Genomic DNA, 25,485 nt, shown 5'->3' on the forward strand with positions numbered 1-25,485 from the left:
GCATGCCCGCCTCTCCGTCTGGGTGTTCAATATTAGCCACGGTCGTTCCTCAATTAGGTGCCACATCCCTTCCTGGTCGCTTTTTGCGCAGGGCGCCCGCCAGGTTCGTTCGAGATCTACTCTGGTAGCAAGGTAAGCAATATCTGTTCCACAAGTGCGGAACGAACAATAATCGCTTTTACTTCAAGGGCTTACGAAATCATTATAAGCGCCCGCCGGAGCCGTGTCGAATTTGGCCCCGGTTTTGTAAGAAATTTCGACATGCGGCGCGCAGCGCGCCGCCGGTCAGAAGAAGCTTTCCGGGATCACCAGCACGTCGCCCGGGCGCATGTTGACGTTGGCCGAAATGTCGCCGTCCTTGATCAGGTCGTTCAGGCGCACCGGCAGCCTCACCATCTTGCCGTCGACATTGCGCAGGATGCTCGCCTTGTTACCGGAGGCAAATTCGGTGACGCCGCCGACGGCGATCAGCACGTCCATCAGCGACATGTCGCGGCGGTAAGCCAGCGCCTGCGGCTTGGCGGCCTGGCCGATCACGCGGATCTGCTCGCCGTAGGTGCCGACGAAGCCGGTGACGATCACCGTCACCACCGGCTGCTGGATGAACTTGGCCAGCGACTTCTCGATGTCGCGCGCCAGTTCGGTCGAGGTCTTGCCGCTGGCCGGCAGGTCTTCCACCAGCGGGGTGGTGATCTTGCCGTCAGGGCGCACCGGCACCGCCATCGACACTTCCGGATTGCGCCAGACGATGATGTTGACCGTGTCGCCAGGACCGATCAGGTAGTCCGGGGTAGCCTGGGCCGGGCCGGGCGCGGCGCCCGTGCGCGGACCGGCGCAGCCGCCCAGCGCCAACGCCGACAGCGCCACGGCCGCCAGGGCCAGCCATTTGATCGATTTCAGTTGCAGTTTGTTCACGTCGATATCCCCTTGAAGGCGCGCGCGGGGCGCCCGTCCGAATTGTTTGCCTGAGTGCACCTGCTTCGGCGCGAAAGAATTGTAATAAAAATATTTTTTGCCGACATGTATTTTATACCATCGCCACCGGGGAAACGGCGGCCGTGGTCGACAAATATTTGCTTACGGCGATTTTCGTTGCAACAGGTCACGGACGTACTTGACCGGGATGGCGTAGGAAATGCCGCTCGGGCTAGTGATCGCGCTCTCCTTGAGCCCCTTCACGAACGTCATGTTGATCACGCCCAGCACGACGCCGCTGGCGGGGTCGTACACCGGGCTGCCGCTGTTGCCGGGATACACGGTGCCGTCGAGCTGGAAGATCTGGAACGGCGCTTTCTGCAGCTGGGCGATCATGCGCGCGTCGAGCGTGCGCGAGGTCAGCGACGGCAGCACGATCGGGGTGATCGCCGCCAGCGTCGCGCGATGGGTGGCTGGATGCAGGCCCAGCACCATGCCCAGCGGGAAGCCGGTGAGCGCCAGGTCCTGGCCTTCGACCGCGCCGTCGGAGTCGCCCAGCTTGAGCGCCGGCAGCGGCGCACCGCCGATGCGCAGGTGCGCCAGGTCGTGCGCGCGGTCGAGCGCGACCACGGTGGCCGGGCGGAATTCGATCTGGTCGCCGCGCGCGATCACCACGCCCAGCGTCTCCCTGTTTTCGCTGTCCAGAATCTGCGGCACCACGTGGGCGTTGGTGATCACCGACAGGCCGTCGTCGACGATGAAGCCGGTACCGTTGAAGGTCGTGGCCGGGCTGCGCGTCTTCAGGTAGCTGCCGACGCCGACCACCGAACCCTTGACGGTGGCGATGGTGCGCGCCAGTTCGGCGGCCTGGGGCGCCGCAGCGGCGCAGCAGGCGGCCAGCAGCGCCAGCGCGCGCAGCAGGGAAACGGGAACGAGTCGCATTGTCTGTTTACAAGAAAGGTTAGTCGGCGGGCCCGGCATTTCACGCTATCATTGTTGCATCCGGTCACGCCCAGGCAAGATTGCCGTGCCCGCCAACCATAACAGATTTTCTGGGTGACTCGTTCTTGATCGCAACCTGGACTGACCCGGCCCGCCTGCCCCGCACGCGGGCGGCGCTGAGCGCGCTGCCTTGCGCGCTGGTGCTCGCCGCCGTCGTGCCGGCCTATCCGCTGGGGCCGGCGTGGCTGGCCGCGGCATTGCTGGCGTATGGCGCGATCCTGTTGCGCTGGCCCAACGCCTGGCTGCTGCTGGTGCCGGCGGCGCTGCCGGTGCTCGACCTGACGCCCTGGACCGGGCGCTTCTACCTCGACGAATTCGACGCCCTGCTGGCCGTCACCGGCCTGGTGCTGGCCTGGCGCGGACCGGGCGCGCCGGCCGAGGCCGGCATCGGCCGCACCGCGCGCGTTTGGCTGGCGCTGCTGTGCCTGTCCACCGTGGCGGCGCTGGCGATCGGCGCCTGGCCCTGGCACGCCCCCGGCCTGAATTCGTTCAACAACTATTACAGTGCCTGGAACGGCGCGCGCCTGGCCAAAGGACTGGGCTGGGCGCTGCTGCTAAGGCCGGCGCTGGGCGCCGCGCTGGCGCGCGATGTCGTAAAAACGCAACGCCGATTCGCGCTGGGCATGGGGCTCGGCGTGGCGGCGGCCGCGCTGGCGGTGATGTGGGAGCGCGCCGCCTTCCCTGGCCTGCTCAATTTCGACAGCGGCTACCGCGTGGTCGGGCTGTTCTCGGCGATGCACACGGGCGGCGCCTGCATCGAGGCGTATTTCGCGCTGGCCCTGCCGTTCGTCGCCTGGTGGACCCTCGGCAGCCGGCGCTGGCCGCAGCGCCTGGCCGGCCTCGCGATGCTCGGCGCCGGCAGCTACGCGTTGCTGGTGACCTATGCGCGCGCCGGCTACCTGGCCGCGCTGGCGGCGCTGCTGGTGCTGGCACTCGCACCGCTGCTGCAACCGCGGCGCCGGGCGCCGCGCCGCGCGCTGCGCGCCGCCGTGCTGGTGGGATTGCTGTTTACACTGGCGTGGACCGTGGCCAGCGGCGTGGCGATGCAGCGCCGCTTCGCCGGCAACTTGCACGACCTGGAGGTGCGCGCCGGCCACTGGGTCGACGCGCTCGGCATGATCGACCGCACTCCGGCCGCGTGGCTCGCCGGCATGGGGCTGGGACGCTATCCGCGCACCTATTTCCAGCGCAGCGACGAGGGCGTTGCGCCGACCTACATTGCGCTGCACGAAGAAGCCGGCAACCGCTACGTCGCGCTGGCCGCGGGCGCCCCGCTGTATCTCGAGCAGTTGGCCGACGTCGCGCCCGGGCACGGCTACCGGCTGCGCCTGCGCGTGCGCAGTGCCGATGCCGACGCCGAGATCAGCGTGCCGGTGTGCGAGAAATGGATGCTGTACTCGCGCCGCTGCAACTGGCTGCGCTTCCCCGTGGGCGATACTGGCGGCGCCTGGCGCCAGCTCGACGCCTGGTTCATCCGACCGGCGCGCGCGCCGGCCAAGCATGGCATCGCCGCGCCGGCCAAGCTGTCGCTGTTCAGCGAGGCCGAAGGCAGCCGCATCGACATCGACGACGTGTCGCTGCGCGACGCCGGCGGCCGCGAACTGCTGCGCAACGGCGGCTTCGGCGCCGGCATGGACCGCTGGTTCTTTGCCAGCGACAACCACCTGCCGTGGCACCTGGAAAACACCTGGGTGCAGCTGGCGTTCGAGCAGGGCCTGGCCGGGCTGGCCGCCTTCAGCGGCCTTGCCTGCTGCGCGGCGCTGGCGCTGTGGCGCCGCCTGCGCGCCGGCGACCCGTACGCGCCGGCGCTGGGCGCGGCGCTGGCGGCCTTCGTCGCGCTGTCGTTGCTGGACAGCCTGTTCGACTTCCCGCGCATCAGTTTATTGGTGTATTGGCTACTGTTTCAGGCCATGTTGAATGACAAAAAAACCATGCCGAAAGGAATTCAAGGATGATGCACCGAACACGTTTTGTTCCAAATGCATTAAGAGTGGCGTTTTTTTCGAGGCAACAATACAATGTGCAAACCCCGTTCTTGCTCAGAGTCACAGTCTTGCGTGTGGGCAGTTTCGATAGCAATGAGCAATAATGATTGTCCCGGATGTCGCAATACGTGGCTTTTATTGCACGTACGGCGAGCTTTTTCCATTACGCAATTGCAATTGCTCTCAGTACAAGCGATGATATGTTGAATTTCCTGCGCGCACCCGCGCATCCCCAACCGAGATTGACGAGATGGCAGAACTGACAGCCGTAATTTTGAGTTTCCTCAAGGCGATTGGCAAATACCGCTGGTATGCCGTCGTCATTTCGTGGGTCGTCGCGGTGATCGGCTGGGCGGTAGTCTACAAGCTGCCCAACGACTACCAGGCCTCGGCCCGGGTCTACGTCGACACCCAGAGCATCCTCAAGCCGCTGCTGTCGGGCATGACGACCCTGCCGAACCTCGACCAGCAGGTGGTGTTCATGCGCCGCACGCTGATCAGCCGGCCGAACGTCGAGCGCGTCATGCGCATGGTCGACCTGGACGTCAAGGCCAGCAACGCCAAGGACCATGAAAAGATCGTCGACGACCTGATCGACAAGATCAAGATCATCGGCACCGAGCGCGACGACATCTACACGATCACCTACAACAATCCGAATCCGAAGCTGGGCAAGGACGTGGTGCAGTCGCTGCTGACGATCTTCGTCGAAGGCAGCTTCGGCGGCAAGAAGCAGGACTCCGAAAAGGCCGTCCAGTTCATCGACGACCAGATCAAGAGCTATGAAGAGAAGCTGGCGGCGGCCGAAGCGGCAATGAAGGACTTCAAGATCCGCAACATGGGCATGTTGCCGGGCAAGGGCGGCGACTACAGCTCCAAGATGATGGAGACTACCGAGCTGCTGAGTGCCGCACGACTGGAACTGTCGGAAGCCGAGCAAGGGCGAAACGCGATCAAGCGCCAGATCGCCGGCGACGACCCGGCCCCGGTCACCTCGACCGCGGAAGCCGATCCGGACGCCAATCCCGAACTCGACGGTCGCATCCAGGCACTCAACAAGCAGCTCGACACGCTGCGCCTGCAATACACCGAGCAGCATCCCGACATCCTGGCGGGCAAGCGCCTGCTGGCCCAGCTCGAAGAAAAGAAGAAGGCCGAGGCCAAAAAGCGCAAGCCGAGCGGCGACATCGGCGCCAATTACAGCCCGATGCTGCAGCAGATGAATGTCGCGCTGTCAGTGGCCGAAGCGCGCGTCGCCTCGCTGCGCGCCCGCGTCGACGAGTACAGCGCCCGGATGGGCCGCATGCGCAGCGAAAGCACCGCGGCGCCGGAAATCGAAGCCCAGCTGGCGCAGCTCAACCGCGACTACCAGGTCAATCACGACAACTACCAGAAGCTGGTCGAGCGGCGCGAGGCGGCCAAGCTGTCGGGCGACCTGAGCTCGGCGACCGACATGCTGACGTTCCGCGTGATCGACCCGCCGACCGTGCCGCTGACGCCGGCCGGGCCGAACCGCCCGCGCCTGTTCTCGCTGGTGTTCGTCGCCGCCCTGGTGGCCGGCCTGGTGGTGGCGCTCTTGATGAGCCAGGTCCGTCCGACCTTCCTCAGCCAGGCCGCGCTGCGCGAAGTGACGGGCATCCCGATCCTCGGCACCATCGGCATGAATTGGACCACCGAACAGAAAGTCAAACGCAAGCGCCGCCTGTACGCGATGGGCGCCTCGGTATTAGCGCTGTTCGGCGCGTACGGGGCGGTCATGGCGGCCATTCTGATCCGACCTGCGCTGTAAACGACGATCCCGGGAGCAAATGTGAGCATTATCGAAAAAGCCGCCAGTCGGATTGATCAAACCAAGGAAGCGGCCGCGCCCGCTGCAGTCGCCGCCACGCCGGTCGCCGGCGTCGACACCCCGTCTCCGATCATCGTCGCCGCGATGGCCGCTGCGCCTGCCGCCGCGCTGGTCGCCGCCCAGGCTGTGGCGCCGGCCGAGGCGCCCGCCGCGCAGGCCGTGGCCGTTCAGGCCAGCGCGCCCGTCATCGCACCGCCAGTCCAGGTGGTGGTCGCCGAGGCCGAGCCGGCCAAGCCGCGCAAGCAGAGCACCCGCAAGGTCGACCTCGACCTGAACCGGATGCGCGACATGGGCATGGTCACCGCCGCTGGCGGGCGCACCCTGCTGGTCGAGGACTTCCGCATCATCAAGCGCCCGCTGCTCAAGCGCGCGTTCGCCGAGCGTTCGCCCGACACCCCGCCGGCCAACCTGATCATGATCACCAGCTCGCTGCCGGGCGAAGGCAAGACCTATTGCGCGATCAACCTGGCGATGAGCATCGCGATGGAGCTGGACCACACCGTGCTGCTGATCGACGCCGACGTGGCGCGCCCGTCGGTGCTGCGCACGCTCGGCCTGCCGGCCCAGCGCGGCCTGATGGACATCCTGCTCGACGACAAGATCGACGTCGCCGACGTCATGCTGCGCACCAACGTCGACACCCTGTCGATCCTGCCGGCCGGCACCAGCACCGCGCGCGCCACCGAGCTGCTGGCCAGCCAGACCATGAAGTCGCTGGTCTACGAGATCGCCAACCGCTATCCGGACCGGATCGTGATTTTCGATTCGCCGCCGCTGCTGTTGACCAGCGAAGCGCACGTGCTGGCCACCCACATGGGCCAGATCGTGCTGGTGGTCGAAGCCGAAACCACTACCCAGCATGCGGTGAAGGAGTCGCTGCGCCAGCTGGAGGGCTGCAGCAACGTCAACATCATCTACAACAAGACGCGCGAATTCCCGGGTATCGAAGAAACGTATGACTATCACTATGGCTAGACGCGTCACGGCGCCGCGCATGGGCGCGACAGCGCTGCCCGTGGCCGCGCCGCTGGCGATGCTGGCCCTGCTGATGTCGCCGTCCGCGCGCGCCGAGATCAAGTTCGTGCCCACGCTCGACCTGCGCGAAACCTATTCCACCAATCCGGGCCTGCAGCCGGGCGACCTGGCGCGTCCCCAGTGGATCACCGAAGTGGCGCCGTCGCTGCGCATCGCCGCCGACGGCCCGCGCCTGAAAGGGTCCGCCGTCATCACCGAGCGCCTGTACGCGTTCTCGGGCGACCGCATCGACGACACCAACCAGTCGCAGCTCAATTTCCAGGGCAACGGCAAGGCGCGCCTGGTGAGCGACCTGCTGTACGTCGACGCCAACGCCATGATCGGCCAGCAAAGCCTGTCGCCGTTCGCGCCGCCGGCCAACACCAACGGCTACTCCAGCGCCAACCGCGCGAAGATCCGCACCTGGAGCATCAGCCCGTACCTGACCCACCGCTTCGGCCGCAGCGCCGTGAGCGAACTGCGCTACACCCACGATGTGGTCAGCTCGCCGGCCAACGGCTTCGGCGACAGCCATGGCGACTCGCTGGCGCTGTCGGCCGGCACCACCAGCGACGGCCAGCGCCGCCTCGGCTGGAACCTGCGCGCTTACCGCCAGGACGTCGAATTCAGCCAGGGCAACCAGACCAGGACGCGCGAGGAAAACCTCTCCGCCACGGTGTCGCTGCGCAGCAGCGAGCGCTTCAAGTTCAACCTGAGCGGCGGCTACGACAGCTACAGCTTCGACGCCGAAGGCACGCCGAACAAGGGCCGCAGCTATGCGGCCGGCTTCACCTGGACGCCGTCGTCGCGCACCAGCATCGACGCCAGCGGCGGCCGGCGCTACTACGGCAACAGCTATTCGCTCAACGCCACCCACCGCAGCCGCCGCACGGTGTGGGTCGCCACCTACAACGACGCCGTCACCAACACCCGCTCGCAGCTGCTGATCCCGAAATTCATCGAGACCGCCACAGTGCTGGACCGCCTGTTCATCGCCGACATTCCCGATCCGGACGCGCGGCGCCAGGCGGTCGAGGCCTACATGCGCGCCAACGGCCTGTCGCCGACCCAGCCAGACGGCAGCTACAACTACCTGAGCAACCGCTTCGTGCTGCAAAAGCAGCTGCTGCTGTCGACCGCCTTCAACAGCGCGCGCAGCACCGCGCTCATTTCGGTCAACGGCGTGCGCCGCACCGCGCTGACGCCGTCGACGGTCGACCAGGTGCTGCTGGGCGATCGCCTGGCCGGCCTGAACGACAGCACCCGCCAGGTCGGCGCCACCGCCGCGCTGAACTACCGCATCACCTCGCGCAGCGGCGTGACGGTGACGCTGGCGCGCAACCGCACCGAATCGCTGACCGGCGGCTTCACCAACAACGTAACCCAGGCCAGCGTGATCGCCAGCACCCAGCTGCGGCGCAAGATCAAGGCCAGCGTCGAACTGCGGCGCAACCAGGGCAACGCCGGCGGCATCGGCGCCTCGACCTACCACGAGAACGCAGTCAGCGCGTCCCTCTCATTCATGCCATAGCGGAGTCGAACCAGCGATGTATGAAACTTATTACGGCCTGAGCGCCAAACCGTTCCGCCTGCGGCCCGATCCGCACTTCTTCTATGGCAGCAAGGGCCACAAGCGCGCCATGGCCTACCTCGATTACGGGCTGTCGCAGGGCGAGGGCTTCATCGTCATCACCGGCGAAGTCGGCGCCGGCAAGACCACGCTGGTGCGCAACCTGCTCAACAACCTGCCGTCCGAGCAGATCATCGCCGCCCACATCGTCAACACCAATCTCGATTCGGACGACACCCTGCGCATGGTGGTGTCGGCCTTCGGCCTGCCCTACGAGAACGTCAGCAAGCCCGACCTCCTGACCCGGCTCGAGCAGTTCCTGCGCAGCGCCGACCAGCAGGGCAAGCGCGCGCTGCTGGTGGTCGACGAGGCCCAGAACCTGACCGCCCGCACGGTCGAGGAACTGCGCATGCTGTCGAACTTCCAGACCGACGAGAAGTCGCTGCTGCAGACCTTTTTGCTGGGCCAGCCGGAATTTCGCACCACGCTGCACAGCGCCAGCATGCTGCAATTGCGCCAGCGCGTGATCGCCAGCTACCACCTGGGGCCGATGGACGCGGCCGAGACCCAGGCCTACATCGAGCACCGCCTGGCCACCGTCGGCTGGAACGGCGATCCGGCGTTCTCGCTGGGCGCCTACGGCGCGATCTTCGAGTACACCGGCGGCATCCCGCGCAAGGTCAACACCCTGTGCGACCGCCTGCTGCTGATGGGCTACCTGGAAGAGATGCACGCGTTTACCGAAGCGGACGTGCAGACCGTGATTCGCGACATCGACGAGGAATTCCAGCTGCCGCCGGGCGCCGAGCAGGCCGCGGCGAACGAAGCGGCCGAGCCGATGGCGGCCGAAACGCCGGGCAGCGGCGGCCAGATGGACGAGCGCATGGTGCGCCTCGAGAAGTCGATCGTCTCGGTGCTGTCGATCCTGAAGAAAATCGTCGCCACCGCGCCGCCGGCCAACAACGCCCAACAGCACGAGACGCGCGAACAATGATGATGCATGAACTGCCGGCGCGCCCGGCCGGCGCGGCCATCCGCAATGCGATGACCTGCGACGTCGAGGACTACTTCCAGGTGTCGGCGTTCGCGCCGCACATCGACCGCGCCAGCTGGCCGGAGCGCGAGTGCCGCGTAGAAGCGAACATCGACCGCATCCTGGCGCTGATGGCCGACAACGGCGTGCACGGCACCTTCTTCACGCTGGGCTGGATCGCCGAGCGCTATCCGCAGCTGGTGCGCCGCATCGTCGACGGCGGCCACGAGCTGGCCAGCCACGGCTACGGCCACCAGCGCGCGTCCGACCAGGACCGCGCGGAATTCACCGACGACATCGTGCGCGCCAAGGCGCTGCTGGAAGACATCGGCGGCGTGCGCGTGCGCGGCTACCGCGCACCGAGCTTTTCGATTGGCACGGCCAACCTGTGGGCGCTCGACGCGCTCAAGCAAGCCGGTTACGACTACAGCTCGTCGATCTACCCGATCAAGCATGACCACTACGGCATGCCCGACGCGCCGCGCTTCGCGTTCTATCCGAACGGCCCGGACGGCCTGCTGGAAGTGCCGGTGACCACCGTGCGCATCATGGAACGCAACCTGCCGGCCGGCGGCGGCGGCTATTTCCGCCTGCTGCCCTACGCGCTGTCGCGCTGGATGATGAACCGGGTGAACCAGGCCGACGGCCAGCCCGCCATTTTTTACTTCCATCCGTGGGAACTCGATCCCGGCCAGCCGCGCCCGGAAGGCGTCGACGCCAAGAGCCGCTTTCGCCACTACGTCAACCTCGAACGCATGGAAGGACGCATCCGCGCCCTGGCGCGCGATTTCGAATGGGACCGGATGGACCGCATTTTCCTGGGTACCCAATGAATTCGATGGTAGCAGCAACCGACATCGCGCCGGCAGTCGCCGCCGCGCCCCTCGCCGTCAAGCTGATGGCGCCGCACGACCATGCGCGCTGGGACGCCTTCGTCCGCGCCTGCCCGGACGCCACCTTCTTCCACCTGTCCGGTTGGCAGCGCGTGATCGAGCAGTCGTTCAGGCTCAAGACCTGGTTCTACTACGCCGAGCAGGACGGCCAGATCGTCGGCGTGCTGCCGCTGTGCGAAATCAAGAGCGCGCTGTTCGGCCACTCGCTGGGCGCGATGCAGTTCTGCGTGTACGGCGGCGTGGCCGCCTTGTCCGATCAGGCGCGCGTGCTGCTCGACGGCGCCGCCGACAAGCTGGCGCGCGAGCTTGGCGTCGGCCACCTCGAATACCGCAACATGGCCGCGGCCCATCCCGGCGACGCCGCCTGGCACACCAAGGAGCTGTACGTCACGTTCCGCAAGGCCATCTCCGGCGACGACGAGGAAAACCTCAACGCGATCCCGCGCAAGCAGCGCGCGATGGTGCGCAAGGGGATCAAGCTGGGCCTGGTGGGCGAAGTCGACGACAACGTCGACCGCATGTTTACCGCCTACGCCAGCAGCGTGCACCGGCTCGGCACTCCCGTGTTCCCGAAGAAGTATTTCGCCCTGCTCAAGGAAACCTTCGGCGACGAATGCGAAGTGCGCGTCATCACCCAGAACGGCGTGCTGGTCGCCGCGGTGCTCAGTTTCTACTGGCGCGACGAGGTGGTGCCCTACTACGGCGGCGGCATGCCGATCGCGCGCGACGTCGGCGGCAACGACTTCATGTACTGGAACCTGATGCAGGCCGCGGCCGCGCGCGGCGCCCGCCTGTTCGACTTCGGCCGCAGCAAGCTCGGCACCGGCGCCTACGACTTCAAGAAGAACTGGGGCTTCACCGCCCAGCACCTGCCCTACGAATACAAGCTGTACGCGGCCAGCGCGCTGCCGGACAACAATCCGCTGAACCCCAAGTACCAGCTGTTCATCAAGATGTGGAAGAAGCTGCCGCTGCCGCTGGCCAACCTGATCGGTCCGCACATCGTCAGAAGCCTGGGTTGAACGACGTGGAAGATCTCCTACTGCTGATCCATCGGATGCCGTACCCGCCCAACAAGGGCGACAAGATCCGCTCCTACCACCTGCTCAAGCACCTGGCGCAGCACTACCGCGTCCACCTGGGCACCTTCGTCGACGACGCCGACGACTGGCAGCACGTGCCGACCGTGCAGGCGCTGTGCGCGAGCAGCCATTTCGCGCCGCTGAACCCGAAGCTGGCGCGGCTGCGCAGCCTCGGCGCGCTGCTGGCCAACCGTTCGCTCTCGCTCGACTACTACCGCGACGCCGGCATGCGCGCCTGGACCGCGCGCGCCATGCGCGAGCACGACGTCAAGCGCATCGTGGTGTTCTCGTCGCAGATGGCGCAGTACGCCGATGGCTGGCCGCAGGCGCGCCGGGTGGTCGACTTCTGCGACGTCGATTCGGACAAGTGGCGCCAGTACGCCGAGAAGAAATCCTGGCCGATGAGCGCGCTATACCGGCACGAGGCGCGCCAGCTGCTCGCCTACGAGCGCAAGGTGGCGCGCGAATGCGACGCCTCGCTGTTCGTCTCGCAGCCCGAGGCCGACCTGTTCAAGCAACTGGCGCCCGAGTCGTCGGCCAGGATCGGCTTCTTCAACAATGGCGTCGACACCGATTATTTTTCGCCGGCGCGCGACTATGCCAGCCCGTACGCGGCCGGCGAGCGCGCGATCGTGTTTACCGGCGCGATGGACTACTGGCCCAACATCGACGCGGTGCAGTGGTTCGCCGCCGAAGTGTTCCCGCAGCTGCGCGCGCGCTATGACGACGCGCGCTTCTACATCGTCGGCGCGCGTCCCTCTGGCGCGGTGCAGGCGCTGGGCCAGCTGCCGGGCGTGGTGGTGACCGGCACGGTGCCGGACGTGCGTCCCTACATCGCGCACGGCGCGGTGGCGGTGGCGCCGCTGCGCATCGCGCGCGGCATTCAGAACAAGGTGCTCGAAGCGATGGCGATGGCCACCCCGGTGGTGGTGTCGCCGCAGGCGCTCGAAGGCATCGAGGCCGAACCGGGCGCCGACCTGCTGCTGGCGGCCGACGCCGCGGCTTTCGTCGATCAGATATCGGCATTGCTGGACAAGGACGGCAGCGCACTGGGCAAGGCCGCGCGCGCCACGGTAGAACAGCGGTACAGCTGGCCAAGCAACCTGGCCCGCATTGAAGCGAGGCTCGAATGCATCTGACTCCCCCACCTGACTTGGTACGCGCCGCGCCGGCGCGCCTGGACCGCGCCGCTGTTGCGCTGATTGTGCTGACGATGCTGGCGCCGTTGGTCCTGTACTTTGGCACCGCCAAATCGATCGTCGACATCTGGAACAGCTCCGAGACCTTCGCACACGGCTACATCATCCTGCCGATCAGCCTGTGGCTGATCTGGCGCCGCCGCGCCAACTTCGGCGCGTATCCGCCAACGCCGTGGTGGCCGGCGCTGGTTCCGCTGGCGCTGGCCGGCGCCGGCTGGCTGCTGGGCAGCATGGCTGACGTGAACGTGGTCCAGCACTATATGCTGGCCGCAATGCTGCCCCTGACCGCTTGGTCTCTGTTCGGCCGGCGGCTGGCCACTTCGCTTGCCTTCCCGCTGCTGTTTGTGCTCGCCGCCGTACCGTTCGGCGAAATCTTCATCGCCCCCCTTATTTCGTTTACCGCCGATTTCACCGTGCGCGCGCTGCAGCTGACCGGCATACCGGTGCTGCGCAACGGCACCATGTTCGAGATCCCCAGCGGAAGCTGGTCGGTAGTCGAAGCGTGCAGCGGCGTGCGTTACCTGATTTCATCTGTCACCCTGGGCATGCTGTACGCCTACCTGACCTTCCGCTCGTTCAAGCGACGCGCCGCCTTCATGGCAGCCGCAGTGCTGGTGCCGATCATCGCTAATGGCCTGCGTGCCTACATGATCGTGATGATCGGCCACCTGAGCGGCATGAAGCTGGCCGTTGGTGTCGATCATCTGATCTACGGTTGGCTATTCTTCGGCCTCGTGATGTTCCTGATGTTCTGGATCGGCAACATCTGGCGCGACGACGGTCCGATATCGGCGCCAGCGCCCGTGCCGCCAGCGGAGGGCCCGCGGCGCGGCGCGGCCGCGCTGTTGCCGATGACCGCGGCCGTGCTGGCGCTGTTGGCCGTATGGCCCGCGCTCGGCGCCTACATGGTCAGTGCCAGCCATAACCCGAAACCGGTTCAGCTGGCACCTGTCGCAGTCGCCTGGGAACCGGTACCGGCGTTCTCCAGCTGGACCCCGGCCTACATGGCGCCGGATGCGCGCTTCGATGGCGTCTACCGCAGCGCCGGGAAGCCGGTCGCACTGACCTTGCTGTATTACCGCAACCAGCGGCCCGATAAAACACTGATCAGCTCAGTGAACCGCCTCACCGCCGAGCATGATCCTTGGCATCAGACTGCGACGGCCGGCCGCGTGGAGACCATCGGTGGCAAGCCGTTCACCCTGCGCGAATCCCGACTTACCGGCCCGCAAGGGACAATTCTCGTGTGGCATTGGAACTGGATCGACCAGCGCGCGACCGCCAACGATTATGCCGCCAAGCTGTGGCAGGCCAGCGCCAAGCTGCGCCTGCGTCCCGACGACGGCGCCACCGTCATGCTGTCAGCGCCGTTCGCCGAGCATCCCGACGAAGCACGCGCCGCGCTGCGCGCCTTTCTGAATGCCAACATAGCACCTGTGGAAGCGGCGCTTGCCTCGACCCGAGCGCGTTAACTATTTTTTAGGCGCCAACCCAATGGAAACTCAACTCGTCGTCTTTACCACCGGGCTCGACTTCAACGTCCGCTGGAATGTCGTGCGGCTGGCGAACAAGTTTCCCGATGCACATATCACAATCATGGTGCATGCCCCTGCCAAACGCATTGCGAAGCTTTGCTCAAATCAGCTGCGTAACATCAAGCGACACGGATGGCGCTGGATTCCCTATCAGCTTGGCGAAATCACCGGGATATTCGCCGACAAGGCGCTCCGCCGCCCCCCCCCCAGCGCTGACCGCCCGGGTCAGATGTACGACCAAGATGCCTTGGAGCATCACCCTAAGATCACGTTGCGGCGATTCGAGTCGATCAACGGCCCTGAGGCATGCGCGTTCGTTCGCGCGCTTGACGCCACGTTGGGGATTGCGCTAGGTGCGCCGATTCTTAAGGGAGCGTTATTTTCTCTACCTCGACTCGGAACCATCAACTTGCACAAGGGGCGTTTGCCTTACTACCGCGGCATGCCTGCGGCGTTCTGGGAACTGCAACGGGGTGAATCGTCGGTGGGCTGCACCGTCCACACAGTCGAAGCCGGGCTGGACACCGGCGCCATCATTGTCGAAGGCGCCGTTCCAGTCGATCGCTTCTCCACTGTGGGCGGGGTGCAACTCAAACTGCACCGACTCGGTGTCGAGCTTGTCTGCGAAGCGGTCGCACAGGTGTTGAACGGTTCCGCCACGTTCACTCCGCAGGTGGCCGGTGGAACAACCAACACACGCCCGACCTTACGCGCCGCCGCCGAGCTGACGCGCAGACTGGAGGCCGCGGAGCCCTCCGAGAGCAGCATGCTGAAAAAAGCTCTCAAACGCACGGTCTTTTTCGGCTATGGCACTTTGCTGAGGCCGGTCGTCAATTACTGGCACGGTTTGACTGGACGGCAAAGGGTGATCATCCTGCTGTATCACCGCGTCAGCGACGAGTTCCGCGACAACGTGACAATCGGCATCGAGCGCTTCGATCAGCACATGGCTTATATTTCTAAACATTACCAAGTTGTCTCGCTCAAGCAGGTGGTGGAGAACGACATCCCGCGCAACGCTTCCAAACCTGTACTGGCGGTTTCTTTCGACGATGGATATCTCGATAACTTCGAAAATGCCGCCCCGATCTTAATGAAACACCAGATACCCTGCACTTTCTTTATTAGCACCGATATGATCCGCGAAAACAAGCCGTTCGACCATGATTTGCGCGCACTTGGTTTTGGGCTGGACAATATGAACTGGGCGCAGGTGCAGACCATGCACCGGTGGGGTTTCCACTTCGGAAGCCATACTAGAAATCACGTCAATCTGGCCGAGATAAGCGACGATCTCGCCTTTCAGGAACTGCAAGGTTCGCTTAACGATATCCGTACTCAACTTGACCAGGAAGATGTATTCATCGCCTTCCCCTACGGCCGCAAGCACAACATAAACGACGCCAAGCTGGACATGATGAAGATGCTGGGATACCGCGCCTGCTTCTCGGCGTATGGTGGCCAGAACGGCCTGGACATGGACCCATTTAACATCAAGCGAATAGGCGTCAACTGGGCATTCGACAGGTTTGCCCTAGCGGCGCGCACGCGCGGATGGGACAAGACCCGATGAGCCAGATTCCATTGATCGTGCACCTGACCTATATTCTGGATTTCGGCGGGCTAGAGAGCCTGATGATCGAACGCATCAATCGCATGCCGGCTGACAAATACCAGCATGCAGTGATCGCGCTCACCAAGTACACCGACTTCTCCAAGAAAATCACCCGGCCAGGAGTAAAAATTTTTGCGCTGAACAAGCAGCCAGGGCCGGCGCTCGGGCTGCACTTGGATCTCTGGAAGCTGTTGCGCGAACTGAAGCCGGCCATCCTCCATACCTACAACCTGTCAGCGATTGAATACGCACCGACTGCGTTGCTAGCGGGGGTGCCGGTACGCATCAACGGCGCCCACGGCCGCGATGCAGATGACCCGGATGGCAGCAGCCGTAAGCACAACTTTCTACGCAGGATGATGCTGCCATTCTACGATTGCTGTTACGCCAATTCGGCGGACTTAGTGGCCTGGAACCGCAACGTCATCGGCGTTCCCGCACACAAGAGTATCCTGCTGTCCAATGGCATCGATGCTGAGAAGTTCCAACCGCGCTCCGAGCGTCAGGCCAATTCCGTCATCCCGTTCGGGCCCGACTGCATTGTCATCGGCACGGTCGGGCGCGTTCAACTTGTGAAGGACCACGCCGGCCTGATCGACGCCTTCATCCTTTTGCGAGCAAGCCTGCCCCAATTAGCCGACAAGTTGCGCCTGGTCATCATTGGCACTGGCCCGCTGCTGCCTGCCCTGCGCGAGAAGGCTGCCGCCGCTGGGCTTGCGGACGCCCTATGGCTGCCGGGTTCGCGCATGGACGTCGCCGACATCTTGCGCGGTCTCGATATTTTTGCCATGTCATCGATTGCGGAAGGCACCCCCGGCTCAGTGCTGGAGGCGATGGCCACCGGCTTGCCTGTGGTCGGTACCCGAGTCGGCGGCATCCCGGAAGTGATCGACGACGGCGTCACGGGCCTGCTGGTGCCGCCGTCGGACCCGGCCGCCATGGCCGCGGCGCTGGCACGCTACGTGACTGAACCGGCAATGGGTCGCGCACACGGCAATGCGGGCCGCGACCGCGTGCACCTTAAATACAACATGGCGGCAATGGTCGCCGCGTATGAATCCCTGTACGACACCCTGTGTGAGCGTAAAACTAAATTCAGAAAGCAAGCTAAATCATGTGTGGAATCGTAGGAATCTTCGACATGCGCGGCGTCCGCGCTATCGATCCGGAACTGCTCAAGCAGATGAATGAAACCCAGCACCACCGCGGTCCTGACGAAGGCGACATCTACACCGAGCCGGGCGTGGGCTTCGGCCACCGCCGCCTGTCGGTGATCGACATCGCCAGCGGCCAGCAGCCGATGTTCAACGCCGCCGGCGACGTCGGCGTGGTGTTCAACGGCGAGATCTACAATTACCCGGAGCTGACCGAAGAACTGCAGCAGCTCGGCTACGTGTTCCGTACTAAGAGCGACACCGAAACCATCGTGCATGCGTGGGAAGCCTGGGGCGAGGACTGCGTGCACAAGCTGCGCGGCATGTTCGCGATCTGCGTGTGGGACCGCCAGAAGCAGACCATGTTCATGGCGCGCGACCGCCTCGGCGTCAAGCCGTTCTACTACGCGCTGCTGCCGGACGGGATGTTCATCTTCGGCTCCGAGCTGAAGTCGCTGCGCGCCCACCCGGACCTTCCGCGCGCGATCGACCCGACCGCCATCGAGGACTACTTCGCCTTCGGTTACGTTCCGGAACCGAAGACAATTTACGCCGGAGCGAAAAAGCTCTCGCCCGGATTCGCGCTGACGGTACGGATCGGCCAGCCGCTACCCGAGCCGAAGCAGTTTTGGGACGCGCCGTTCAAGCCGCACGAAAAGATGACCGAGAAGGATGCCGAGGGCGAGCTGATCGTGCGCCTGCGCGAAGCGGTGAAAATCCGCCTGAAGGCCGAAGTGCCGCTGGGCGCCTTCCTGTCGGGCGGCGTCGATTCGAGCGCGATCGTGGCGATGATGGCCGGTCTCATGAAGGATCCGGTCAACACCTGCTCGATCGCCTTCAACGAAAAATCGTTCGACGAATCCGAATACGCCGCCCAGGTCGCGCGCCAGTACAAGACCGAGCACCACACCGAGACGGTTGACACCGACGACTACGCGCTGCTCGACACCCTGGCCGACCTGTATGACGAACCGTACGCCGACAGTTCGGCGATTCCGACCTACCGCGTGTGCCAGCTGGCCAGGAAGCGCGTGACGGTAGCGCTGTCGGGCGACGGCGGCGACGAGAACCTGGCCGGCTACCGGCGCTACCGCTACGCGATGGCCGAGGACAGCGTGCGCTCGAAAGTGCCGCCGTCGCTGCGCAAGCTGGTATTCGGGCCGCTCGGCAAATACTATCCGAAGGCCGACTGGGCGCCGCGTATCTTCCGCGCGAAGACAACCTTCGAGGCACTTTCGCGCGACTTGGTCGAGGGCTACTTCCATGGCGTCTCTCTGATGTCCGACGCGATGCGCGCGCGCCTGTTCTCGGACAAGTTCCGGCGCGAGCTGCAAGGCTATGGCGCGATTGAGGTAATGCGGGGCCATGCAGCAAACTCGCCGACCGACGATCCTTTGTCGATGATCCAGTACCTGGACATGAAGACTTACCTGCCGGGCGACATCCTGACCAAGGTCGACCGCGCCAGCATGGCTCACGCGCTCGAAGTGCGGGTGCCGTTGCTGGACCACAAGCTGGTCGAGTGGATCTCCGGCCTGCCGCCCGACATGAAGCTGCGCGGCAGCGAAGGGAAGTATGTCTTCAAGAAGGCGCTCGAGCCCTATCTGACCGAGGACATCCTGTACCGCAAGAAAATGGGCTTCGCCGTGCCGCTGGCCAGCTGGTTCCGCGGCCCGCTGCGCCAGCGCGTGCGCGAGTCGCTACTCGGCCCCCTACTCGCTGAAACGGGCATATTCAACCAGCAGTTCTTAGCGGAACTGGTCGAGCAGCACCAATCGGGGCGGCGCGACTACAGCGGGCCGATCTGGTCGGTGCTGATGTTCGAGGCGTTCCTGCGCAAGGAAATGCTAGGCACGTAACTTTTCGGGCTTAAGTGACTGCGCAACCCAGCAGGCAGCGGCCACCGCGCGAAATCGGCAACTTGTGTGCGAGGTATTCGAAAGGAAGCACCTCGGGTACCCATTTTCGTGACGGATCGACCGCTGCAATATTACTCAATTAATACATCGCGCCCCGACCAGCGCGATTACTCTAGCAGGAAAAAATTGAAAACCGATCTCCAGGCAATTTCCGAAAAATTTTTCAATGTAGAATTCTTCGTTGCCTGCCTATTTCCCGACGAACCGTTTGGCGTAATCGGGCCAATTCCGGATGACCTAGAAGTAATATCAGATGCACGGTTTTGGAGCGTTACTTCAAGGTCTAAGGAAGGCGGTCGGGGCCTGATGAACAAATGTGGGAGCGAACACATTCTGTTTCGAGGTTACGATAGCGATGTATGCGTGCATTCCTACACCGAAGGGCAAGACCAATTCAAACTACTCGATTCTGCTGGGTTATGTAACGGCGTATTTTCCTATATTCGCATCGATCCGATGACAGATTGTGCCGTCGTGCGGACTGATGCGCTGGGTGTAGCACCTTTTTTCTATCGAAAAATCGGCGAGAGTTACTTGTTTTCGTCCCATGCGACATTGCTACATCTTGCGGGGGATTCACCTAATCTATACACGTGGATCACTTTGTTACAAACGGGCTGTCCGGTTGGGGATGACGGTTTCTATCAAGAAATAAAGCGATTTCCCCCAGGCACTGAGGCGGTGATTGGCAGGAATGATGCCCATTTCAAGTGCTGGTTCGACATCCGATCGCTGCCTGATGCGTCCGCCCGCGTCGACGACTCCACGTATGTTGCTATCGAATCCGCAACGTCCGAGGCGATTCAAAAATGTCTCAAACTACGACCAGGGCCAATAACATTACCATTTTCGAGCGGATATGATTCCCGCCGTTTTTTTGCATGTTTGCACGCCAACTCGATAGAATTCAACGCTATCACGTGCCAGACTTTTCATTGGAAAATGGGGGGATGGTACGATCTTGATCTACCGTGCGCTCCAAAAATCGCCAGCGCGTTCGGCGTGCCGTGCACGACACTTGAAGCCGCCGTCGGTCAAAAAGCCATTGATTACAGTCAAAAACGACTAGGCCTCGTCGGCACCGAGACGTTCATGCATACTTGGGCGATGCCGCTAATGGATTGGTTTGCCGATCAACCACCCTCCCTAATTTTCGACGGACTCGCTGGCGACGCCCTCGGCAACCATGGTTATGAATTCTCAGGATTGCATGAAACGCCTGAAAAGGATCTGCGAATCCTCGTCGATGAACGCTCAAATCCAAAGTTTTTTAGAAATTTATCGTCGCTATTTCCTAATGTGAGTGAATATCGTGCGTTTTACGAGAGCAAGATCACGTCCCTAGCACCAACGCTGGCTCGCTCAGAAATTCTATATTTGCAGGCGCGCACGCGTCGCGGTATCAGTACCTGCATCACAATGATGCATCCTCCTGGTCAGCTTCCGGTGTTTCCTTACTACGATATGGGTTTCGTTCGCGCAGCACTCACTTATCACCCGGGAGATAAGTATCAGCTGTTTTTTCAGGAGGAATGTTTGCGCCGTTTTTATCCCCAATATTTAGATTTCGAGGGGACGAGAAATATTCCTATCGGATTTCCAAAAGTGCCTCGGCAAGTCCATAGGCGCCTTGACCGAGAAGGTGACGTGTTCACATTTGGAGACCTGCGTACGGTTCTGGCGGCTCTCAAGTACCTGAGTGTATCGAACCGATTGCTTTTGTTGTTGGCATTGGTGTCGAAGACAATACGCAATAAACGCAAGTGGCTTTATCAACCACTCTTGTTGCTAGTAAAAGCAGCAAGGGAAAATCGTCCTTTTATCCACATCGATTGACTCAGCGAATCGGCTTCGCCGATTCGAATTTCTGAGCCGCTTGGCTTACCTTGAGGCCCAAAATTCGGGTTTACTCGCGCTGCTTGAACCACTGTTCCAGCATCATCAGCACCCACACCATGGTGCCGTGATAGCCGGCGTGCTCCTGCAGGTGCTGGCTGAACAAGGAGTCAATGAACTCGGGGCGCACGATGTTGCGCTTCTTCAGGTCGGAGAGGCTGTCGAGCGACAGCTGCTTCAGGCCAGGTTCCTGGGTCAGCCACACGCCGAACGGCAATCCGAATCCGTGCTTCTGCTTGGTGATAATTTCATCTGGCAGGAAGCCGCGCAACGCTTCCTTGAAGAAGTAGCGCAGCTTGGTGCCGTTGAGCTTTTGCTTGGCCGTCAGCTGCGACGAAAAGGCGACCATCTGGTCTGACAGGAACGGGAACGCCGTCTCCACGCCCGCCAGTTCGCACGCCTTCACCACTTTCGGCAGGTCGTTGTCGGCCAGCGTGATCTTCATGTCCAGCGCCAGCATCCGGTTGATCAGGCTGACCGCCTCCTGCTGGCCATACGTCGCGCGCAGGCTGGCCAGCGGATCATTGACGTCGGCGCCGGCCAGGAAGTCGGCGGTAAACACTTGCGAGGGCCCGTAACGGCCCAGCAGGTTGTACGTCTCGAGCCGCGCCGGCATCGGCACCGACGCCTGCTCGATATAGCTGCGTGCCTTGCGCATCAGGCCGATGCGGTCGCCGCCGGGGAAATTGAAGATGGCCGGCTCGAGCAGCGCCTTGCGCAGCAGGCCCGGCACCTTGTCGTAGCGGGCGAACACGTGCTGCTTGGCGTAGCGCTCGTTGCCGCCGAACAGTTCGTCGCCGCCGTCGCCGCCCAGCATGCGGGTGATGCCGTCGGCGCGCGCCAGGCGCGAGCAGTAGAACGCCGGCACCGCCGAGGCGTTGCCGAAAGGCTGGTCGAACACCGCGGCGATCTGCGGGATCGCGGCGACCACGTCGTCCGGCGTGACGTAGTACTCGTGGTGGTTGGTGCCGAAATGGCGCTGGGCGATGCGGGCGTAGCCGGTCTCGTCGTAGCCTTCGGCGGCAAAGCCGATCGAATAGGTGTCGGCCGGGCGACCGGCCACTTCGGTCAGGATGCCGGCGATGGTCGAGCTGTCGGTGCCGCCGGACAGGAAGGCGCCGACCCGGCTGGCGCCGGCCGCTTCGCGCACGCTGCTTCGGAGCACGTCACGGAATTCATCGCGCAGTTCCTCGAACGGACGGTCGGCCCGTTCATCGAAGGTCATTTTCCAGTACTGGCGCTTGCTGATCCGGCCCTTGCTGTAGCGCAGGCATTCGCCCGGCAGCAGGCGCTCCTGGCCGCGATAAATCGCCCGCGGCGCCGGAATCATGTGGAAGTAGACGTAGTTGTAGACCGCCTGCGGATCGATCTCCCCGCGCGCCAGCGGATGGCGCAGCAGCGCATCGGCGGAACTGGCGAACAGCAGCGCCTCGCCGTCCAGGCGGTAGCTCACCGGGTGAGTGCCCATGCGGTCGATCGCCAGCATGGCTTCGCCGGCGTTGTCGTCGACGATGCAAAGCGCAAACGCGCCGCTCAGCTGCGCGCACACCGCGTCGGGATCGCGCCGCCAGGCGTCGGCCACGGTCTTGCCCAAGCCTTCAGCGCCGGCCTGCTGCGCCAGTACCGCGTCGGTCAGGCGGACGTCGCCCCACAGCGCCACCATCAGGCCATCGCGCTGGTACACATGGACGCTGCCGGCGCCGGCCGCCACTGCGGCCGCACTCTTGCGGCCGTGCAGCGCCTGTACCGGTGCGCCATCGAAACGCACCAGCGGCGCGGCCATCGCTTCAATCAGCGCGCCATTGTCGGCGGCGCTGGCGCCATAACCGATCCATCCGCATACGCCGCTCACAGCGCGCTCTCCATTGCTTCAATCATTGTCGTACCTTGCATTGTTCGTTGAAATGGTTCAGACCAGCACTTCCGGCGCCATCGGGTGGCTGAGAAAAGCGACCGGACTGGCGGTCAGGCCGTAGGCACCCGACTGGAACACCACCACCAGGTCGCCCGGCTCGGCGTGCGCCAGTTCCATCTTGTCGGCCAGCAGGTCGAGCGGCGTGCACAGCGGTCCCACCACCGACACGTTCTCGCGCGCCGCGCCGGTCATCTTGTTGCCGATCGCCACAGGGTAGTTCTTGCGGATCACCTGGCCGAAGTTGCCCGAGGCCGACAGGTGATGGTGCAGGCCGCCGTCGGTGACCAGGTAGACCTGGCCGCGCGACTCCTTGCGCTCGATGACGCGGCTGACGTAAATGCCGGCCTCGGCCACCAGGTAGCGGCCAAGCTCGATCACGATCTGCGCCTGCGGCAGCGCCTTCTTGACGTCCGGCAGCAGCAGCTTCAGGTTGGCGCCGACCGCTTCCAGGTCGAGCCGCTCCTCGCCGGGGAAGTACGGAATGCCGAAGCCGCCGCCGATGTTCAGCGTCAGCACCGGGCTCGGCGCGTGCTCGGCGAGGCGGATCGCCAGCGCGAAGGTCTTCTCATGCGCTTCCTGCAGCGCCGCCACTTTCAGGTTCTGCGAGCCGCTGTAGATGTGGAAGCCCTGGAACGCCAATTCCAGCTCGCCGACCCGGGCCAGTAGCGCCGGCACCTTCTCGGCGTCGACGCCGAACTGCTTCGGCCCGCCGCCCATCTTCATGCCGGACGATTTCAGTTCGAAGTCGGGATTGACCCGCACCGCGACCTTCGGCTGCAGCTGCAGGCGGCGGCCGATCACGGCGATGCGCTCCATCTCCGCTTCCGACTCGACGTTGAGCACCACGCCGGCGGCGATCGCGCAGGACAGGTCGGTGTCGCTCTTGCCGGGGCCGGCGAAACTGACCAGGCCCGGGTCCATCGGTGTGTCGAGCGCGACCCGCATCTCGCCGCCGGAGGCGATGTCGATGCCGTCGACCAGGCCGGCCATGTGCTGCACGACGGCCGGCATCGGGTTGGCCTTCATGGCGTAGTGCAGGTGCACCTCGGGCGGCAGGTTGCGGCGCAACAGCGCCACGCGCTCGGAGAGGCGGGCGCGGTCGTAAGCGTAGAACGGGGTGCTGCCGACGCGCTCGGCGAGGCGGGTCAGCGGCATGCCGCCGATCTGCAGGCAGTCGCCTTCGACGTCGAATTGCACCAGCGGCGCATGCTGGGGGCGCGGTGCGCTCATTGGGTATTTTCCATAAAAGTGTTTTCGTATTGCATGCTCAGCAGCTTGCGGTCGATCTTGCCGTTCGGGTTGCGTGGCAGGCTGGTTTCGGCCATCACCACCTTGGCCGGCAGCATGTAGGCCGGCAGGTGCGGCTTGCAGGCGGCCAGCAGCTCGGCGGCGGTGAGCGCGGCGCCTTCCTTCGGATAGGCGATCACCACGATCGCCTGGCCCAGCGCGGGATGCGCTACGCCGATCGCCGCCGCTTCGGCCACGTGCTCGCGCGCATAGACCACTTCTTCGACTTCGCTCGGGCTGACCCGGTAGCCGGAAGTCTTGATCATCTCGTCGTTGCGGCTGATGAAGTACAGGAAACCGTCCTCGTCCTTGCGCACGGTGTCGCCCGACCACACCGCCATCTCGGTCAGCACCAGGCCCTTGTGCACCGACACGAAGGGCTTGAAGCGCTCGGCCGTCTTGGCGGGGTCGTTCCAGTAGCCCAGCGAGACCAGCGCGCCGCGGTGCACCAGTTCGCCCGGCTCGTGCGGATCGCACTCGGTGCCGTCGGCGCGCAGCACCATCACTTCGGCGTTGGGAATGGCCTTGCCCATCGAATCGGGGCGGCGGTCGACTTCATCCGGCGGCAGGTAAGTCGAGCGGAACGCCTCGGTCAGGCCGTACATCAGGAACGGCTTGGCCCGCGGCAGCGCGGCGCGCAGCGCGTCAAGGGTCGGACGCTGCATGGCGCCGCCGGAATTGGTCAGGTAGCGCAGAGTGCAATCCGCAGGCCACGGCAGTTGCGCGACCTGAATCCACAGCGGCGGCACTGCCGCAAGGCCGGTGATGCGCTCGGCTTCGACTGCCTTCAGAATGTCGCGCGCCAGCAGGTGGTTGATCAGCACGGCGGTGGCGCCGACGGAAAAGGCGGTGGTCAGCTGGCTCAGGCCATAGTCGAAACTGAGCGGCAGCACTGCCAGGATGCGATCAGCTGGGGTGTTCTGCAAATAGCTGGCGACGCTGTTGGCCCCGGCCACCATGTTGCGGTGCGACAGCACCACACCCTTCGGCTTTCCGGTGCTGCCGGAGGTGTACAGAATGGCGGCCATGTCGGTGTCGATGGCGCGGTGCGGCTGGCGTGCCGCGACGGCGGCGCCCATGGCGTCGTCCCAGCCGATGACCTCGATGCCATCGAGCGCCGCCGGCGCACCGGAGCCGACCACGATGACCGTCTTCAGGTCGGGGCAGCCAGGCAGGGCGGGAGCCAGCTGGCGCAGGCGATCGACCGAGGTGACCAGCACGCGCACATTGCAGTCGGCCAGGATGTAGCCGACCTGCTCCGGCTTGAGCAAAGGATTAACTGGCACGAACACGCCGCCGGCGGCGCCGGCGCCGAACATCGCCACCACGTTCTCGATGCGTTTTTCCAGGTAGACGGCGACACGCTCACCGCGCCCGAGGCGGGTGGCCAGCAAGGCCTGGGCGGCTTGGCCGACCGCCGCCGAAAGTGTTGCGTAATCCAGACGGTTATTACCGTACACCAAGGCTTCGGCCTGCGGCGTTCGGCTGGCCGAACGGAAAATAAATTCGTGAATCAGATCGCTCATTACAACCTTGTCTGTCGTGCGGTCGGCGCCGTCGGGCGGCGTGACGGGAAAACTAACGGAAACCCCATGATATCATTATCATTTTATTATTCGTTA

At 64.0% G+C, this 25,485-nt stretch carries 18 protein-coding genes; 13 read left to right on the top strand and 5 right to left on the bottom strand.

Translation table 11 applies throughout. The features are described 5' to 3' along the window. Positions 1-285: 285 nt before the first annotated feature. On the bottom strand, positions 286-906 hold the full coding sequence (locus tag AC1D02_RS08250; protein ID WP_477316257.1) for an XrtA/PEP-CTERM system exopolysaccharide export protein: 621 nt from the start codon (positions 904-906) through the stop codon (positions 286-288). Positions 907-1,077: 171 nt separating this feature from the next. Then, positions 1,078-1,857 (bottom strand): S1 family peptidase, encoded by a 780-nt coding sequence (locus AC1D02_RS08255; protein ID WP_477315600.1) that lies wholly within the window; start codon positions 1,855-1,857, stop codon positions 1,078-1,080. Positions 1,858-1,982: 125 nt separating this feature from the next. Between AC1D02_RS08255 and AC1D02_RS08260 the strand changes: the two genes are divergently transcribed. The 13 genes from AC1D02_RS08260 to AC1D02_RS08320 all read left to right on the top strand — a co-directional run bounded on the left by AC1D02_RS08260 (position 1,983) and on the right by AC1D02_RS08320 (position 20,601). Continuing rightward, positions 1,983-3,872, top strand: a complete 1,890-nt coding sequence (locus tag AC1D02_RS08260; protein ID WP_477315602.1) for a hypothetical protein — start codon at positions 1,983-1,985, stop codon at positions 3,870-3,872. Positions 3,873-4,152: 280 nt separating this feature from the next. Next, positions 4,153-5,691, top strand: coding sequence for an XrtA system polysaccharide chain length determinant (locus AC1D02_RS08265; RefSeq protein WP_477315604.1), 1,539 nt, complete (start codon positions 4,153-4,155; stop codon positions 5,689-5,691). A 21-nt stretch (positions 5,692-5,712) separates the two neighbouring features. Beyond that, positions 5,713-6,726: an XrtA-associated tyrosine autokinase gene (locus AC1D02_RS08270; protein WP_477315606.1), complete on the top strand. Its 1,014-nt coding sequence runs from the start codon at positions 5,713-5,715 to the stop codon at positions 6,724-6,726. Beyond that, positions 6,719-8,296 carry a TIGR03016 family PEP-CTERM system-associated outer membrane protein gene (locus AC1D02_RS08275; RefSeq protein ID WP_477315608.1) on the top strand — a complete coding sequence of 526 codons (1,578 nt, stop codon included), beginning with the start codon at positions 6,719-6,721 and terminating at the stop codon, positions 8,294-8,296. Before AC1D02_RS08270 ends, AC1D02_RS08275 begins: the two co-directional genes overlap by 8 nt. Before the next feature lie 16 nt (positions 8,297-8,312). Next, complete coding sequence (locus AC1D02_RS08280) at positions 8,313-9,329, top strand: XrtA/PEP-CTERM system-associated ATPase (RefSeq protein ID WP_477315610.1); 1,017 nt, start codon at positions 8,313-8,315, stop codon at positions 9,327-9,329. Then, positions 9,326-10,201, top strand: coding sequence for an XrtA system polysaccharide deacetylase (locus AC1D02_RS08285; RefSeq protein ID WP_477315612.1), 876 nt, complete (start codon positions 9,326-9,328; stop codon positions 10,199-10,201). Before AC1D02_RS08280 ends, AC1D02_RS08285 begins: the two co-directional genes overlap by 4 nt. Then, positions 10,198-11,283 (top strand): FemAB family XrtA/PEP-CTERM system-associated protein, encoded by a 1,086-nt coding sequence (locus AC1D02_RS08290; RefSeq protein WP_477315614.1) that lies wholly within the window; start codon positions 10,198-10,200, stop codon positions 11,281-11,283. Before AC1D02_RS08285 ends, AC1D02_RS08290 begins: the two co-directional genes overlap by 4 nt. 5 nt (positions 11,284-11,288) lie before the next feature. Continuing rightward, on the top strand, positions 11,289-12,482 hold the full coding sequence (locus tag AC1D02_RS08295; RefSeq protein WP_477316259.1) for a TIGR03087 family PEP-CTERM/XrtA system glycosyltransferase: 1,194 nt from the start codon (positions 11,289-11,291) through the stop codon (positions 12,480-12,482). Then, a complete protein-coding gene (gene xrtA, locus AC1D02_RS08300) occupies positions 12,473-14,014 on the top strand; it encodes an exosortase A (RefSeq protein WP_477315616.1) in 1,542 nt (513 codons plus the stop codon). Before AC1D02_RS08295 ends, xrtA begins: the two co-directional genes overlap by 10 nt. A gap of 22 nt (positions 14,015-14,036) precedes the next feature. Next, positions 14,037-15,650: a polysaccharide deacetylase family protein gene (locus AC1D02_RS08305; RefSeq protein ID WP_477315618.1), complete on the top strand. Its 1,614-nt coding sequence runs from the start codon at positions 14,037-14,039 to the stop codon at positions 15,648-15,650. Continuing rightward, complete coding sequence (locus AC1D02_RS08310; protein WP_477315620.1) at positions 15,647-16,822, top strand: TIGR03088 family PEP-CTERM/XrtA system glycosyltransferase; 1,176 nt, start codon at positions 15,647-15,649, stop codon at positions 16,820-16,822. Before AC1D02_RS08305 ends, AC1D02_RS08310 begins: the two co-directional genes overlap by 4 nt. Beyond that, complete coding sequence (locus AC1D02_RS08315) at positions 16,807-18,705, top strand: XrtA/PEP-CTERM system amidotransferase (protein ID WP_477315622.1); 1,899 nt, start codon at positions 16,807-16,809, stop codon at positions 18,703-18,705. Before AC1D02_RS08310 ends, AC1D02_RS08315 begins: the two co-directional genes overlap by 16 nt. Before the next feature lie 186 nt (positions 18,706-18,891). Beyond that, positions 18,892-20,601 carry a hypothetical protein gene (locus AC1D02_RS08320; protein WP_477315624.1) on the top strand — a complete coding sequence of 570 codons (1,710 nt, stop codon included), beginning with the start codon at positions 18,892-18,894 and terminating at the stop codon, positions 20,599-20,601. Between the two features lie 70 nt (positions 20,602-20,671). Here AC1D02_RS08320 and AC1D02_RS08325 read toward each other — a convergent pair whose 3' ends face one another. Genes AC1D02_RS08325 through AC1D02_RS08335 form a run of 3 tightly spaced genes read right to left on the bottom strand, consistent with a single transcriptional unit; the run spans position 20,672 to position 25,389 of the window. Beyond that, positions 20,672-22,513, bottom strand: a complete 1,842-nt coding sequence (locus AC1D02_RS08325; RefSeq protein WP_477315626.1) for an asparagine synthetase B family protein — start codon at positions 22,511-22,513, stop codon at positions 20,672-20,674. Positions 22,514-22,570: 57 nt separating this feature from the next. Further along, positions 22,571-23,806 carry a pyridoxal-dependent decarboxylase, exosortase A system-associated gene (locus AC1D02_RS08330; RefSeq protein ID WP_477315628.1) on the bottom strand — a complete coding sequence of 412 codons (1,236 nt, stop codon included), beginning with the start codon at positions 23,804-23,806 and terminating at the stop codon, positions 22,571-22,573. Continuing rightward, the gene (locus tag AC1D02_RS08335; RefSeq protein WP_477315630.1) at positions 23,803-25,389 is read right to left on the bottom strand and encodes an acyl-CoA ligase (AMP-forming), exosortase A system-associated; all 1,587 of its coding nucleotides are present in this window, start codon (positions 25,387-25,389) and stop codon (positions 23,803-23,805) included. Before AC1D02_RS08335 ends, AC1D02_RS08330 begins: the two co-directional genes overlap by 4 nt. Between the last annotated feature and the right edge of the window lie 96 nt (positions 25,390-25,485).

It is taken from the genome of Massilia sp. P1_C10, assembly GCF_056406475.1.